This is a genomic window from Streptomyces sp. NBC_00483 (assembly GCF_036013745.1).
GTDB lineage: Bacteria > Actinomycetota > Actinomycetes > Streptomycetales > Streptomycetaceae > Streptomyces.
Map to the genome: position 1 here is coordinate 7,383,860 of NZ_CP107880.1, position 14,968 is coordinate 7,398,827.

9 protein-coding genes are annotated in these 14,968 nt (G+C 71.1%); 8 read left to right on the top strand and 1 reads right to left on the bottom strand.

What is annotated here, in order from left to right; all coding sequences use genetic code 11:
- The first annotated feature begins 83 nt into the window (after positions 1-83).
- Positions 84-1,502, top strand: a complete 1,419-nt coding sequence (locus OHA73_RS33060; RefSeq protein WP_327656865.1) for a lipase family protein — start codon at positions 84-86, stop codon at positions 1,500-1,502.
- A 65-nt stretch (positions 1,503-1,567) separates the two neighbouring features.
- The gene (locus tag OHA73_RS33065) at positions 1,568-2,959 is read left to right on the top strand and encodes a hypothetical protein (RefSeq protein WP_327656866.1); all 1,392 of its coding nucleotides are present in this window, start codon (positions 1,568-1,570) and stop codon (positions 2,957-2,959) included.
- Between the two features lie 22 nt (positions 2,960-2,981).
- Here the strand turns inward: OHA73_RS33065 and OHA73_RS33070 are convergent, their stop codons facing one another.
- Entirely contained in the window at positions 2,982-3,695 is a 714-nt protein-coding gene (locus OHA73_RS33070; RefSeq protein ID WP_327656867.1) for a 1-acyl-sn-glycerol-3-phosphate acyltransferase, read from the bottom strand.
- A gap of 120 nt (positions 3,696-3,815) precedes the next feature.
- On the opposite strand from OHA73_RS33070, the gene OHA73_RS33075 reads away from it, so the two are divergent.
- From OHA73_RS33075 to OHA73_RS33100, 6 genes are all read left to right on the top strand, one after another.
- Positions 3,816-4,079 (top strand): acyl carrier protein, encoded by a 264-nt coding sequence (locus OHA73_RS33075; protein ID WP_266715240.1) that lies wholly within the window; start codon positions 3,816-3,818, stop codon positions 4,077-4,079.
- Complete coding sequence (locus tag OHA73_RS33080; protein WP_327656868.1) at positions 4,076-5,272, top strand: beta-ketoacyl-[acyl-carrier-protein] synthase family protein; 1,197 nt, start codon at positions 4,076-4,078, stop codon at positions 5,270-5,272. The genes OHA73_RS33075 and OHA73_RS33080 overlap by 4 nt, the downstream gene beginning before the upstream one ends.
- 135 nt (positions 5,273-5,407) lie before the next feature.
- Positions 5,408-5,962, top strand: a complete 555-nt coding sequence (locus tag OHA73_RS33085; protein WP_266715242.1) for a MarR family winged helix-turn-helix transcriptional regulator — start codon at positions 5,408-5,410, stop codon at positions 5,960-5,962.
- Complete coding sequence (locus OHA73_RS33090; RefSeq protein WP_266715243.1) at positions 5,959-8,508, top strand: MFS transporter; 2,550 nt, start codon at positions 5,959-5,961, stop codon at positions 8,506-8,508. Before OHA73_RS33085 ends, OHA73_RS33090 begins: the two co-directional genes overlap by 4 nt.
- Before the next feature lie 215 nt (positions 8,509-8,723).
- A complete protein-coding gene (locus OHA73_RS33095) occupies positions 8,724-10,991 on the top strand; it encodes a bifunctional glycosyltransferase/CDP-glycerol:glycerophosphate glycerophosphotransferase (protein WP_327656869.1) in 2,268 nt (755 codons plus the stop codon).
- Entirely contained in the window at positions 10,988-14,572 is a 3,585-nt protein-coding gene (locus OHA73_RS33100; RefSeq protein ID WP_267068734.1) for a bifunctional glycosyltransferase/CDP-glycerol:glycerophosphate glycerophosphotransferase, read from the top strand. The genes OHA73_RS33095 and OHA73_RS33100 overlap by 4 nt, the downstream gene beginning before the upstream one ends.
- Positions 14,573-14,968 lie beyond the last annotated feature (396 nt).

Here is a 14,968-nt window from a genome sequence, read left to right on the forward strand (position 1 = left end):
GCCGGGGCCGGGTCGGTCTGCGTCTACTGCTGATGAGTGGCGGGTCGGCCCCGCCGACGCGTTCCAGGGACGAGGTGGCCGGGATGGCAGTCCAGACAGTCCACGCGCGCGACGTGGCAAGGCGTGACGACGCGAGGACCGCGCAGGTGCCGGCGGAGCGGACCGACGCCGACCTGCTCGTCGCGGCGTCGGTGCTGCTCGCCGACGCGGCGCTCGCCGCGCGCCGCACCGGCGCGGAGCTGACCGCGGCGGGATCCAGCTGGCGGGTGGGGCTCCAGGCGGTGCGCCGACCCGCGTGGGCGTTCGGCGCCGCGCTGTCCGCGGCCCGCGCCGTGACGAACCCGGCCGGGCTCGGCTTCGCCGCGAACGGCGGCGTCGTCGGCGAGGCCGTCCGCTCCCTCGGCGCCGTCGCCCGCCGCAGGCCCGCCGCCGTGGCGATGGCCGTCGACGCGTTCGCGCTGCGCATCGAGGCCGCCGCCCGCGAGCACCCGAACCTGACCGAGCCGCTCGCCAAGCGGCTCACCGACGCGGTGATCGCGGGCCGCAGGTTCGAAGCGCTGCGCGCCGCACGGGAGTTGATCGATCTGCTCGGCCTCACCCGCACCCTCACCACGTTCAGCCCCGTGATGATGGAACTGCTCGCCCTGCAGGGACTCCTCGACGAGAACCCCGCCAACGACGACTTCTCCTGGGTCACCCTGTCCGGCGGAGTGCCCGGCACCGACCCGTTCCTCGGCCTGCCCGCCGGGTTCATCCGGCATCTGAACCCGGGTCCTGGCCGGGCCGAACGCGTCGAACCCGACGCGATGCTCAGCCGCGTCCTGACCCGCTCCGGCAACGACATCGTCCGCTATATCGACGACATCTCCGCGCTCGGCAACCACGGCCTGGCCCTGCTGCGCCGCATCGACTGCGCCGACGGCGCCCGGCGGCACGTCCTGCTGCTGCCCGGCACCAGCTTCGGCCGGGTCAGCAACAGCACCCCGCAGGACCTCGTCGGCGCGTTCGACGCCGCGCTGCGCACCGACACCACGTACAGCCGCGCGGTCAAAGACCTGCTGGTACGGGCGGGGGTGCCGGTCGGCTCCGAGCTGATGATCGTCGGCCACAGTCTCGGCGGGATCACCGCGATGAACCTCGCCTGCGACCTCGACGTCGTGTCGACGTACCGGCTCACGCATGTGGTCACCGTCGGCTCGCCCATCGACAACAAGCGCCCGCTCGACCCCGCGGTCCAGGTGGTCAGCCTCGTCAACAAGCACGACGTGATCCCGGGGCTCGACGGACGCGGGCCCGCCTCCGCCTGCGACGTCCCCGACACCTGGCTCGAACTCGCCTGGCTCGACGAGACGTACGACTACCCGCTCTCGCACGCCCCGCAGGCGTACGCCGACACCCTGAGCGGCGACGACCTTCCGCACCGCGCCCGCGTCAACGAGCTGATCACCGCGTACGACGGCGAGATCGTCGGCAACCAGCCGTACCAACTGCTCGACAAGTGACGACCACCGAGACCGCTACCGAACCCACCGACCCACCGGCACCACCGACGCGTAGGAGAACGGCGATGAACGCCATGGACACCGGCACCCCTCCCCGTCGGCTCGCGACGGCCCGGCCCCTGGAGAACGTTCTGGTCAGCGCCGCGCTCGCGGCCCAGCGTGTCTCCTGGATCGACGCGCCGGCCCGCGCGCTCGGTCTCAAGCCGTTCACCCGGCGGGAGCTGACCCGGCAGGCGCTGGCCCAGGCGCGGCGGGCCGGGTCGGGGCGGCCGACGCGGATGGCCACGGCGTTCGGCGCGTTCCTGATGCCGTTCTCCGGCGCGGACGCCGACGCCCTGCTGCGGCGGGCACAGGAGGCGGGGGCCCTTGGCGCCGTCACCGCCCTCGACGCCGAAGGACGGCGCACGATCCTGACGCCGCATGCCGCGCCGCCGCCGACCGTCAACCCGGTGGCCGTGCGCTCCGCCGCCACCGAGGCGGCCGCCGCACTGCTTGCCGCGCGACAGCCGGACGGCGCCTTCGGCCGGGCCGAGTGGCGCGCCGTCACCCGGCGGCTCGCCCGGCGCCTCGTCCTCGGCGCAGGGGCCGCCGACGACACCCTCGTCAGCGAGATCCTCGACGCCACGGCACGCTCCGCGGACCAGGCCGAACACGGCGCCCGCAGCGCGGCGTTGAGGCGCCGGATCGAGCCGTACGTTCATGAGGGTGCGCGGGCGGGCGCGGGTGCCGGCCCGGAGGCGGCCTACCTGGAGCACGCGTTGGAGGTCGTCACCCGGGCCCTCGCCGAGACGGCGCCGCGGGCCTTCGCGCTGCTCGCGACCGAGGGAGTGGAGCGGAGCGTGGCCGAGGCGGTGCGCCGCCATCCGCCGCTGCCCGCGACGATCCACGCGGTCGTCGCGCCGTTCCGGTGGGACGACCTGACGGTCGGGGCGGACACCGAGATCCTGTGCGCGACCGCGTGGTTGCGGGATCTGGACGAGGACCGGGATTCCGAGGGGCCGGACATCGAGGGCCGGGATTCCGGAGGCCCGGACACCGCGGGCTGGGGCTCCGGAGGCCTGGACACCGCGGATCCGCTCGACGACCTGTCGGCCGACCTGTGCGCCGCCCGCGTCCCCTGCCCCGCGGCCGACCTGGGCGTGCTCGCCGTCACCGAACTCGTCCGCGCCCTCGCCGACCGGGCCGGCGCGGACGCTCCCACCGCTGCGCGCGAGGCGCCCGACGTGAGTGCGGGGCCCGTCATGGGCGCGGACCCCGCCCACTACGCCGCGCTCGCCACCGCAGGGGCTCGCAACCTCCAGGAGCACGCGCGCCGCCTCGCCGACTGCGCGCGGCAGCCCGGCTGGAACCACGACGCCTTCGGCGAGCGGTGCCGGATGACCCTGCTCGCGCACGCGGAACGCTGCGCCACGGCCGCCGCCGACGCCCGTAGAGCCGCGGACTGGCTCGCCAACTAAGCACGCGGGCGCGGCAGTTGGCCTACCAGAACGGTGTCGTCCTGCGCCCGCGGTCCCGGTCCACCATCGCCTGCACCGTGAACCACACCTCGTCGCACAGCCGCCGCGCCGCGGCCGAGCGCCGAGCGTACGAAGGGTCGGCGGCCGGGGCCGGGATCGGCTCGCCGACCGTGACGAGCCACTTCGCCGGGAGTGGCAGCGGCGTGGTCACGGGGAAGTACGGCAGCCCGAACCGTCGGGCGAGCGCCCCGATCTCGCCGAGCTTCGGGAACGTCTCCTCCGCCCCCACGATGGACACCGGCACGACCGGCGCCCCGGTGAGCACGGCGACGGCGGCGAAACCGGGGTTGAAGGGCCGTAGCCGATAGCGGGAGGCGAAGTCCTTGCCGACGCCGTCCATGCCCTCGGGGAACATGGCGGTCAGCCCGCCCCGCGCCAGCCGGTCGCGGCCGAGCGTCGGATCGTCGCTGAAGACGCCGTGCCGGCGCGCGTACGCGGCGAGCGGTGGCAGCCGGAAGACCAGCTTGTCGGCGTAGAGGTGCACCGGCCGGGCCAGCTCGCGCCGCAGGACCTTGTTCAGGACGAAGCCGTCGAACCCCCAGGCTCCGGAGTGGTTGGCGGTCAGGATCGCGGGGCCGGTCGCCGGGATGTGCTCGATGCCCGAGGTCTCGACGCGCAGATAGTCGTCGGCCAGCCAGCCGAGGGCGTCGTCCACGTTGGTCTCAAGGTTGCTCACAAAGTCCCACTTTGTGCTGAATATGGGCGAGCGCAAGGCTAAGGGTCCTGTTGGGGTGGTTTGTTTCAGGCCATGAGCACCCCCGCGTCCCCAGAGACCCCCACGACCACCGAGCCCCCCGTGGCTGCCGAGGCCCTCGCGCCCCCGGAACCCCTCGCGACCCCCGACCTGATCACCGGCATGCTCGTCGACACCTTCGAGGTCGACCGTGCCGCCGTCACCTCGGACGCCCTGATGACCGACCTGCTCGTCGACTCGCTGATGGCCGTGGAGCTGGCCGTCACGCTCAAGGACCAGCTCGGCGTCACCGTCACCGAGGACGAGCTGCGCGAGCTGCCCTTCGCCGAGTTCAGCTCCCGTGTCGACGCGCGGCGCGGCCGGTGAACGCCGTCCTGGTGACCGGGCTCGGCCTGGTCACCGCGGCGGGCCGGGACGCGGACAGCACCTGGGCCGCCGTCCTGGCGGGGCGCTCCGCCGCCCGCCACGACCCGACGCTCGCCGAGCTCCCGGTGACCCTGAGCTGCCGGGTCGAGGGCGCCGACCAACTGCCCGTACGGCCGCGCGGCGTCACCCGCATCGACCCCGCGGCCCGGATGGCGCTGACCGCCGTGGGCGAGGCGCTCGACCGGGCCAAGCTGGACCCCGCCGAGTGGGACGGCTCGCGCGTCGCCGTGGTCACCGGCACGTCCGTGGGCGGCGAGCACACCCGGCTCGCCGCGGCCGAGCGGTTCGCGAGCGGCGGGGCGGGCAGCGTCTCCGCGTACTTCCTCACCGGCTTCCTGCCCAACATGGTGTGTGCCACCATCGCGCTGCACCTGGGGATCACCGGGCCCACCCTCCCCGTCGCGACGGCCTGCGCGGCCGGGGGTACCGCGCTCGGCGCCGCGCGGCAGCTGCTGACCTCCGGGCAGTGCGACATCGCCGTGGTGTGCGGCGTGGACGCGGCGGTGGTGCCGCTGATGGTGGCCGGGTTCGGCCAGCTCGGAGCGCTGTCGAACCGGCAGTCCTGCCCCTTCGACGCGGACCGCGACGGCTTCGTCATCGGCGAGGGCGCGGGCGTCCTCGTGCTGGAGCGGGCCGAGCACGCGGACGCCCGCTCGGCGCCCCGCCTCGCGTCCTTCGTCGGCTACGGCACCAGCACCGACGCCCACCACCTGGTCGCCCCGCACCCCGAGGGCCGCGAGGCCGAACGCGCCGTGCGGGCCGCGCTCGCCGAGGCCGGCGCCGCCCCCGGCGACGTGGACCACATCAACGCGCACGGCACCTCGACCCCGCGCGGCGACGCGATGGAGGCCACCCTGTTCTCCCGCGTCTTCCCGCACCGGCCGCCCGTCACCTCCGCGAAGGGCGCCATCGGGCACACGCTCGGTGCGGCGGGCGCGATCGAGGCGGCACTCACGGTCCTGGCGCTGCGCGACGACGTGGTGCCGCCCACGGCCGGGCTCACCGAACTCGACCCGGAGTTCGCCATCGACGCCGTCGCGGGCGCGGCCCGTCAGCGGCCCACCTCCCTCGCGCTCAGCACGTCCTTCGGCTTCGGCGGACACAACGCCGCAGTGCTCTTGACCCCTGCCTGACCTCCGCCTGACCCGGGCTTGACCCCCCATTGACCTGCGTAAATACTCTCGTACCCCCTGGGTCGGGGACCCGCGAATGGCGGCTACACTCACTTGCTCGATACAAGCAATTGAATGTGAACGGGAAGGCGGGACATGGACAAGGGGACGGTCCATGGCCGTGAAGCAGCGGACGCCGACCCAGTGAAGGGAAGCGCGAGTGCCGAGGACGCCGCGGCGGGACTCGGCACGCAACTGGTGCGGTTCTCGAGACTGCTGACTGCCTACCGGCAGAAGGCCAGGCTCGAGAGCCGGTCCGGCGAACGGGTACTGCTGGCAAAACTGGTGCGCGACGGCGAACGCCGTGCCACCGACCTGGCCGCCGAGACCTTTCTCGACCTGTCGACGGTCAGTCGCCAGGTGCGGGCCATGGTCGACAAGGGACTCGTCGAACGGCGTCCGGACCCGGAGGACCGGCGGGGTGCGCTGCTGCGCGCCACCGCCGCCGGGCGGGCCACGTTCGAGGAGTACCGGCGCCAGCGCGACGCGAGACTCGCGGAGCTGCTGGAGACCTGGCCCGCCGAGGACCGGTACCAGCTGATCCGGCTGCTCTCCCGCCTCAATGACGATCTGGAAGAGTTTGAATACGCGCGTCCCGAGTCCGGGAAAGTCCCCGGGCCCGGTGGCGAGCAGGGAGCAACGCAAGAATGACTGAGGCCGTGTCCGCGTCCCGCGGAGACACCGCTACCCGAGCCATATCCACCCCTCAACAGACGTCCGGTGGACTGAGCCACCGGCAGATCCTGACCATCCTCAGCGGCCTGATGCTGGGGATGTTCCTGGCCGCGCTCGACCAGACCATCGTCTCCACCTCGATCCGCACCATCGCGGACGACCTCGACGGCCTGAGCCAGCAGGCCTGGGCGACGACGGCGTACCTGATCACGTCGACGATCTGTACGCCGCTCTACGGCAAGCTGTCCGACCTGCACGGCCGCAAGCCGTACTTCCTCGCGGCGATCACGATCTTCATCGTCGGTTCGGCGCTGTGCACCTTCTCGACGTCGATGCCCGAACTCGCCGCGTTCCGCGCGGTGCAGGGCATCGGTGCCGGTGGTCTGATGTCGCTCGCGCTCGCGATCATCGGCGACATCGTGCCGCCGCGTGAACGGGCCCGCTATCAGGGCTACATGCTCGCCACGTTCGCCACGTCCAGCGTCGCGGGCCCGCTCATCGGCGGCGCCCTCGCAGGTCAGGACAGCATCCTCGGCGTCACCGGCTGGCGCTGGGTGTTCCTGGTCAACGTGCCGATCGCCATCGTCGCGCTGTTCGTCGTCGCGAAGGTGCTCAACATCCCGCACGTCCGCCGCGACCGGAAGATCGACTGGTGGGGCGCGTTCACCATCGCGCTCGGCGTCGTCCCGCTGCTGCTCGTCGCCGAACAGGGCCGCGAGTGGGGCTGGGGCTCGACCGGCTCGATCGTCTGCTACGTCCTCGGCGGCGTCGGCATCGTCTCGTGGATCCTCGTGGAGCGCCGGGTCGGCGACGACGCGCTCATCCCGATGCGGCTGTTCCGCAACGCCATCTTCAGCAAGACCAGCTTCCTGTCCGTGCTGATCGGCGCGGGCATGTTCGGCGGCATGCTGATGATCCCGCAGTACCTCCAGATCGTGAAGGGCGCGAGCCCCACCAAGTCCGGTCTCGAGATGCTGCCGCTGATGGCCGGCATGATGATCGCGTCCATCATCTCCGGTCAGCTCACCGGGAAGACGGGCCGCTACAAGATCTTCCCGACCATCGGCACCCTCTTCATGGTGGCGGCGCTGCTGCTCTTCCACTTCCAGGTCCAGTGGGACACCCCGCTGTGGGAGACCATGCTCTATATGGGGCTCTTCGGCCTCGGCCTGGGCTGCTGCATGCAGACGCTGGTGCTCGCGGTGCAGAACGCGGTGCCGCCGCAGGACATGGGTGTGGCGACCGCGTCGTCCACGTTCTTCCGGCAGATGGGCGCCACCGCCGGTACGGCGATCTTCCTCTCCGTTCTCTTCTCGAACGTCGGCGACAAGATCTCCGAGGCCTTCAAGTCGGCCGCGAAGACGCATGACTTCCAGGCCGCGCTGCACGACCCGTCGGTCGTCTCCGACCCCGCTAACAAGCCGGTCCTCGACATGGTCAAGGGCTCCGGCGGTGGCGGCGGCGACGTGCTGTCCGACTCCTCGTTCATCCAGCACCTCGACCCGCGCCTCGCGGAGCCGTTCAAGCAGGGCTTCGCGGACGCCATGCACGTGGTGTTCCTGATCGCGGCGTGCGTCATCGTCCTCGCGTTCTTGATGGTCCTGTGGACCAAGGAGGTCCCGCTGCGCAAGATGTCGGGCCTTCAGGCGCGTGAAGCGGCGGAGAAGGGCGAGGCCTCATCGGAGGCCGCGGACTCCCCGGTCCCCGCTCCGGCAGCGGCGGCCGCGCAGGCGGCACCCGTACCCGCGCAGGCCGAGCCGGTCGACGCGACCTCGGGCATCAAGGGCCACGCCCGCGAACGCGACGGCTCGCCGCTCGTGGGCGCGGTCGTCACGCTGATCGACCTCAGGGGCGGTCAACTGGGCCGTACGACCACGGGTTCCGACGGCGCGTACCTGCTCGCGGCTCCCGCCGGCGGCACGTACGTCCTGATCGGTTCCGCGGGCTCCCGGCAGCCGCAGGCCACGACGCTGACGGTCGGCGAGGGCTTCCTCGACTTCGACCTGATGCTGGCCGGGGCGGCGGGCCTGACCGGCACCGTCGTCCAGGCGGCCGGCGAACTCCCGGTGCCCGGCGCGCTGGTGATCGCCACCGACGTGCGCGGTGAGGTGATCGCCTCCGGCGCCGCAGACGCCACGGGCAACTTCGCCTTCGGTGACCTGGCCCCCGGCAGCTACACCCTCGCCGTCAGCGCGGAGGGCCACCGGCCCACGGCCCTCGCGGTCGAGGTCGCCACCGGCGGCCCCAACCGCTGCGAGGTCCGTCTGGTCCCCGGCGCCCGCGTCCACGGCGTGGTCCGCGGCGCGTCCGGCGACCCGCTGAACGACGCCCGCGTCACCTTGCTGGACGCCGCGGGCAACACGGTCGGCACGGCCGTCACGGGAATCGACGGCGCCTACGCCTTCGACGACCTCGACGCCGGCCAGTACACCGTCGTCGCCAGCGGCTACGGTCCGCAGGCCCTCCCGCTGGCCCTCAACGGCAACGGCAGGAACGACGCGGACGTGGAGCTGAGCCACTGACGCGCTGAGGCGGTTCGCGGCGGAGGCCGTGGTGCGACACCCGGGACGACCGGGGTCGGGCCACGGCCTCCGTCTTTGATATGCGCCCTAATGGGCGCATCAATGCGTGTAGCGACGTGTAGCGAATTACGCACGAATTTATGGGTTAATGTGTCGGTTTGTTACGGAAGGTGCCATTCGGTCACCCGACAACAGACAGGCAGGAGTCGTTGCCCATGCCGCGTTTCAGCATTGTGGTCCCGGTCCATCGCGTGCAGGGATACCTGCGTGAGTGCCTGGACTCGGTGTTGGGACAGGAGTACGACGACTTCGAATTGATCGCCGTCGACGACTGCTCGCCCGACGGCTGTGGCGCATTGCTTGACGAATTCGCGTCGGCCGACCAGCGCGTGCATGCCGTACACCTTGAGCAGAACGTGGGCCTCGGCCGGGCCCGCAATGCCGGTCTCGAGCGCGCCGTCGGCGATTACGTCGTCTTTCTCGACGGCGACGACACCCTGGCCCCCGGCGCCCTTTCCGCGATGGCCGCCCGGCTCGACGCCACCGCTGACCCCGACCTCCTCGTCTTCGACTACACGCGCACCTACTGGGACGACAGCCGACGGCCCAACGGCGTCGCCCACCTCCTGGCCGAGAAGGGCCCCGACGTCTTCCCGCTCGTGGACCGCCCCAGCCTGCTCGGGCTGTTGCAGGTCGTCTGGAACAAGGCCTACCGGCGCGCATTCCTCTCCCGGCACGGCTTCACCTTCTCCGCCGGGTACTACGAGGACGTCCCGTGGACGTTCACCGCGCTGATCACCGCCGAGCGGATCGCCGTCCTCGACCGGGTGTGCATCGAGTACCGCCAGCGCCGCCAGGGCGGCAACATCCTCAGCGCCACGAGCCGCAAGCACTTCGACGCCTTCGGCCAGTACGACCTGGTCTTCGCACACCTCGACGCGCACCCCGAGCTCGAACCTTGGCGTGAGCGGCTGTTCGAGAAGATGGTCGACCACTACCTCACCATCTACACGAAGCCCGGCCGGCTGCCAGAGCAGGACAAGGCCGAGTTCTTCCACGAGGCCGCCCGCCACTACCGGACGCGCCGGCCCGACGGCTACCGGCGCCCCGGCGGCCGACGCGGCCACCGCTACGCGCTCCTCGAACAGGACGCCCACCTCGCCATGCGCGGCCTGCACGAGACGGTGCGCGGCACCCGGGCAGCGCAGCGCCGGGCCGTGGGCGCGGTCCGGGGTGCCAAGCGGGCCGCGATGGCCGCCCACTACTGGGCCGAGCTGCACCGTCCCATCGAGCACGACCTCGCCGTCTTCTCCTCGTACTGGAGCCGCGGCGTCACCGGGAACCCGGCCGCGATCGCCGACCGGCTCGCCGAACTCGCCCCGCACATCCGCCCCGTCTGGCTGATCCGGCCGGACTGCGTGGACCGGGTCCCGGACGGCACCGATCACGTGCTGGTCGGCTCGCGCGCGTACTGGTCGGTCATGGCCCGTGCCAGGTACTTCGTCAACGACGTCAACTTCGCCGACTCCGTGGTCAAACGGGCCGGCCAGATCCACGTCCAGACGCACCACGGCACCCCGCTGAAGACGATGGGCACGGACCAGCGGCGCTACCCGGCCTCCACCGACATGGACTTCGACCGGATGCTCAGGCGCTGCGACCGCTGGGACTACGGCCTCTCCTCCAACACCCACTCCACGGCCGTCTGGGAGCGGGTCTACCCCTCGCCCCACACCACGTTGGAGACCGGCTACCCGCGCAACGACGTGCTGGCCCGCGCGGGTGCCACCGAAGTGGACTGGGCGCGACGGGAGTTGGGCCTCGCCGAGGGTGTGACCGCGCTGCTCTACATGCCGACGCACCGCGAGTACGAGAGCTCCTTCGCGCCCCGGCTCGACCTCGCCAGGCTCGCCGAGACCCTCGGTCCCGACACCGTCCTGCTCGTGCGCGGCCACTACTTCTACAACTCCGCCCCGGATTATGGCGAGTTGCGGCGCAGCGGCCGGATCAGGGACGTCGGCGGGCACCCCAGGGTCGAGACCCTCTACCTGGCCGCCGACGGCCTGATCACCGACTACTCCTCCGCGATGTTCGACTACGCGGTCCTCGACCGGCCGATCATGATCTACGCGGACGACTGGGAGACCTACTCCGCCGTCCGCGGCACCTACTTCGACCTGCTGAACGAGCCGCCGGGTGCTGTCGCCCGCACCCAGGACGACCTGGAGGCGCTGCTCACCGAAGGGGTCTGGAACAGCCCCGAGGCCGCCGCCCTGCGGGCCGGATTCCGCCGCCGCTTCTGCCAGTTCGACGACGGCCGCGCCGCTGAACGCGTCGTGCGCCGGGTGTTCCTCGACGACAACGCCCCCGTGCCGGTGACGCCGCTCGAACTGCGCCCCGTCGCCCCCGCTCCCACCCGGCCCGCATGTGTGGGCACCGAGATCCCACGCACTCCGGCAGCGAAGGAAGAACGAGCCCGATGAGCACCCGCCTCAGTGTCATCGTCCCCATCTACGACGTGGAGCAGTACCTGCCCGCCTGCCTGGACTCGCTCGCCGGGCAGAGCATGAAGGACCTCGAGGTCGTCATGGTCGACGACGGTTCACCGGACGACTCGGCCGCCATCGCCGCCGAGTACGCGGCCCGCGACGGGCGGTTCCGGCTGGTGCGGAAGGAGAACGCGGGGCTGGGGGCGGCCCGTAACACCGGTCTCGCGAACGTCTCCCCGTCGAGCGAGTACGTCACCTTCGTCGACAGCGACGACGTCGTACCGCCCGACGCGTACCGGACGATGGTCGGGAGCCTGGACGAGTCGGGCTCCGACTTCGCCACCGGGAACGTGCATCATCTGCGGGGGGAGAAGACGTGGCAGGTGCCGCTCCTCGGGATGCTGTCCGGTGACCTCCGCCGCCGGGTGCACATCGCCGACGACTCGCGTCTCATCGCCGACCGGATCGCCTGCAACAAGGTCTTCCGCCGCGCCTTCTGGGACGGATGCGGCCTCTCCTTCCCGGAGGGCGTGCTGCACGAGGACATCTCCGTCGTGCTGACCGCCTACTACCGGGCCGAGGCCGTCGACATCGTCGGCGAACCCGTCTACTACTGGCGGCTGCGCGAGGGCGAGTCCGCCCCCTCGATCACCCAGCGCCGCACCGAACCACAGGCCGTCCGCGACCGGGTCGCCGCCGTCCTCACCGTCTCCTCCTTCCTCGGCGCGCTGCCCGACCCGCGCGCCGAGAGGTTCAAGCGGGAGTACGACGAGCGGGTACTGCGCGACGACCTCCGGCTCTTCCTGCGCGTCCTGCCCGACGGCGACGCGGAGTTCCGCAGGGCCTTCCTGCACGAGGCCAACCGGTTCCTCGACCAGATCGACCCCAAGCTGGTCCTCGGCCTGCCCGCCGTGCTGCGGGTGCAGTGGATCCTGGTGCGCAAGCACGCCATGGCGGAACTCCTCGCGCTGCTCGCTTCCCGGCGCCGCAAGGACCCGGTGACCGTCACCGGACGGCGCCACAAGTACGCCGAGTTCGCCCCGCTCACCGACCGCGGCTTCACGCTGCCCAAGGCGGCGCTGCGCATCGACAAGGAGCTGGAGCTGCGCTCCCCGCTGCGCGCCGCCGAGTGGCAGGGCGGCAAGCTCGTCCTGGAGGGCGACGCCTGGATCAGCCGCATCGACGTGCCCACCCGCCGCGGCAGCGTCAAGGCGATCCAGCTCAAGCGGGACGGCAGCCGCCGCCGCACCCTGCTGCCCGCAGCCAACGTCCATCATCCGCAGGCCACCACCGACTCCGGCCAGAAGTCCCACAATTACGACTGGGCCGGCTGGCGCGTGGAGATCGACCCCGCCAAGTTCCGCAGGCGCGGCCGTTGGCAGGAGGGCCTCTGGCACGTCGGCATCCATGTGTACGCGGCCGGTCTGATGCGGCGCGGCGCGGTATGGACGCGGGGTGCGGCCGCCACCAACTATCCGCCCGTGCAGTGGGTGGACGCCGACCACCGGATCGTGCCCCACAACGTCCGGGGTGCCCTGAAGGTCCGCGTCGAGCGGGTCCGCGCACTGATCACGGACCGCCGGTTCGACGGCGACGCCCTGCGCGTGGAGGGCGAACTCCGCACCGAACTGCGCCCGGACGAGCGCATGTCGCTGCGGCTGCGGAACCGCGCGACCGGAGACCGGATGGACTATCCGGCGGAGGTGAACGGCCGCGGGCGGGGGGCCGGGCTCGCCGTCGCCGTGCCACTCGCCGAGGTTGCGCGGTTCGTCGACCCGAACGGCGACGGCGCACGTCTCGGTCGGCGCCGTTGGAGCACCGAATGGGTGGCCACGGACTTGCAGGGCGGCGAGCGCCGCTTCTCCACGGTGATTCGCGAAGGTCTCGCGGACCTGACCACCGATCTCCCCGAGCATTTTGTGGCGGATGCCGGTATGGACGTCGGGGCCGCCAAACGTATCGAGGTCGCGGTCACTGCCGGCGCCAATGGCTATCTGAAGATCGCCAGTCGGATCCGACGTGCTGTTATCGACCGCATTGCGGAACTCGACGGGGAGATCGTTCTGTCCGGGCATGCAAGCCAGAAGGACATCGGCAGGGAGCTGGTACTGCGCGCCCAGAAACGTGCTGACGAGCGTCCGGGCCGCATCGACTGGCGCCCCGACGGCACCTTCACCGCCTCCTTCGACCCCTCCGTCATGGGCGGGGCAGGAGGTGGTCTCCCGTTGAAGGCCGGCCGCTGGAACCTCTTCCTCGTGGGCGAGGCCGACGAGCCGCGGACGCCCTTCGTCATCGACCGCCTCGCCCTGCCGCAGTTCCCCCTGCACAGCGAACTGAAGGGCCGCCGCTACTGGCTGGAAAACCGGTGGGAGAACTACCCGCAGCTCAACTGCCGCTCCGAGCTGGCAGACGACGAGCGCGGCCCGTACCGCCAACTCCAGTTGCGCCGCGAGGTCTACGAGCGGATGCGAGTGGATGCGCCCTTGCGGGACCAGGTTTTCTACCTCAGCTACAACGGCAAGCAGTTCTCCGACAGCCCGCGTGCCATGTACGAGGAACTGGCCCGGCGCGATACGGGGCTGCGGCACCTGTGGGCGGTCCGGGACGGCCAGGTCGAACTGCCCGACGAGGCGGAGAAGGTCCGGATGTGGGGCCGCGAGTGGTTCGAGGCGCTGGCGACCAGCCGCTACATCGTGACCAACGGGCACCTGCCCGAATGGATCGAGCGCCGACCCGGACAGGTGATCGTCCAGACCTGGCACGGCACCATGCTGAAGAAGATCGGCCACGACATCGAGACCCTGCACTTCGACCGCGAGTACCAGAACCGGCTCGCGCTCGAGGCCGGCAACTGGAGCCTCCTGGTCTCCTCCAACCGCTTCTCCACCCCGATCCTGCGCCGCGCCTTCTCGTACGAGGGCGAGATCCTGGAAGCCGGATACCCGCGCAACGACCGCCTCTACGCCCCCGACCGGGAGGAGGCCGCCGCACGGATCCGCCGCGAACTCGGCCTGCCCGAGGGCAAGAAGGCCGTCCTCTACGCGCCGACGTGGCGGGACGACAAGGCGCACAGCGCCGGCCAGTTCAGGTTCGACCTCAAGATCGATATCGCCGATGCCCGCGAACAGCTAGGCGAGGACCACGTCCTGCTGATCCGCCGCCACTCCAACATCGTCGACGTCGTCCAGGGGGCCGGCGACGGCTTCGTGTGGGACGTCTCGGAGTACCCGGACATCGCCGACCTCTACCTGGCCGCCGACCTCCTGGTCACCGACTACTCCTCGGTGATGTTCGACTATGCGCATCTTGAGCGGCCGATGCTGTTCTTCACGTACGACCTGGATCACTACCGGGACACCCTGCGCGGCTTCTACTTCGACTTCGAGGCCGACTCCCCGGGGCCACTGCTGCGGACCTCGCAGGAACTGGTCGAGGCGATCCGTGACATCGAGAAGGTGCACATCACGCACCAGGACCGATTCGCACGCTTCCAGCGCCAGTTCTGCGACCTCGACGACGGCAGGGCCGCGGCCCGGGTCGTCGACCGGATGCTCGAGCAGGCCAAGGAGATCTGACGACTACTTACTGTTGAACTTCTCGTACTCCTGGAGGACGTCCCCGGTGCGGCGGCCCATGCGGACCTCACCGTTTTAGAGCCACAGGATGCGGTCGGAGGCGTCGCGGATGGACTTCTGGATTTCCTCGTCCCGGTGGCGAGGGATTCGTCGATCATCCAACGCACGCGTAGCGCATCTCGAATAATCCGATCGAGGCTGAACACGTTCTCTGACGTCGGTCGTTACCGCATGTGGACGGTCGCGCCTGGAGAATTACTCGACCGCTACAGAGTGCAGGCACTGTGCGTGGTGGTGACGAATGTGCCGGAGCGCAGTCAGGTCTGAAATCTGTGCCTTTCTAGCGGGTTGCTCGTATAGCATCCTGGCATCCGGCAAGGTGCCGCCAGTGAATTC

Bases quoted from the DNA above. Each gene is read 5' to 3' on its own strand.
- OHA73_RS33060 (WP_327656865.1), top strand. From the start codon at position 84: ATGGCAGTCCAGACAGTCCACGCGCGCGACGTGGCAAGGCGTGACGAC.
- OHA73_RS33065 (WP_327656866.1), top strand. From the start codon at position 1,568: ATGAACGCCATGGACACCGGCACCCCTCCCCGTCGGCTCGCGACGGCC.
- OHA73_RS33085 (WP_266715242.1), top strand. From the start codon at position 5,408: ATGGACAAGGGGACGGTCCATGGCCGTGAAGCAGCGGACGCCGACCCA.
- OHA73_RS33090 (WP_266715243.1), top strand. From the start codon at position 5,959: ATGACTGAGGCCGTGTCCGCGTCCCGCGGAGACACCGCTACCCGAGCC.
- OHA73_RS33095 (WP_327656869.1), top strand. From the start codon at position 8,724: ATGCCGCGTTTCAGCATTGTGGTCCCGGTCCATCGCGTGCAGGGATAC.
- OHA73_RS33100 (WP_267068734.1), top strand. From the start codon at position 10,988: ATGAGCACCCGCCTCAGTGTCATCGTCCCCATCTACGACGTGGAGCAG.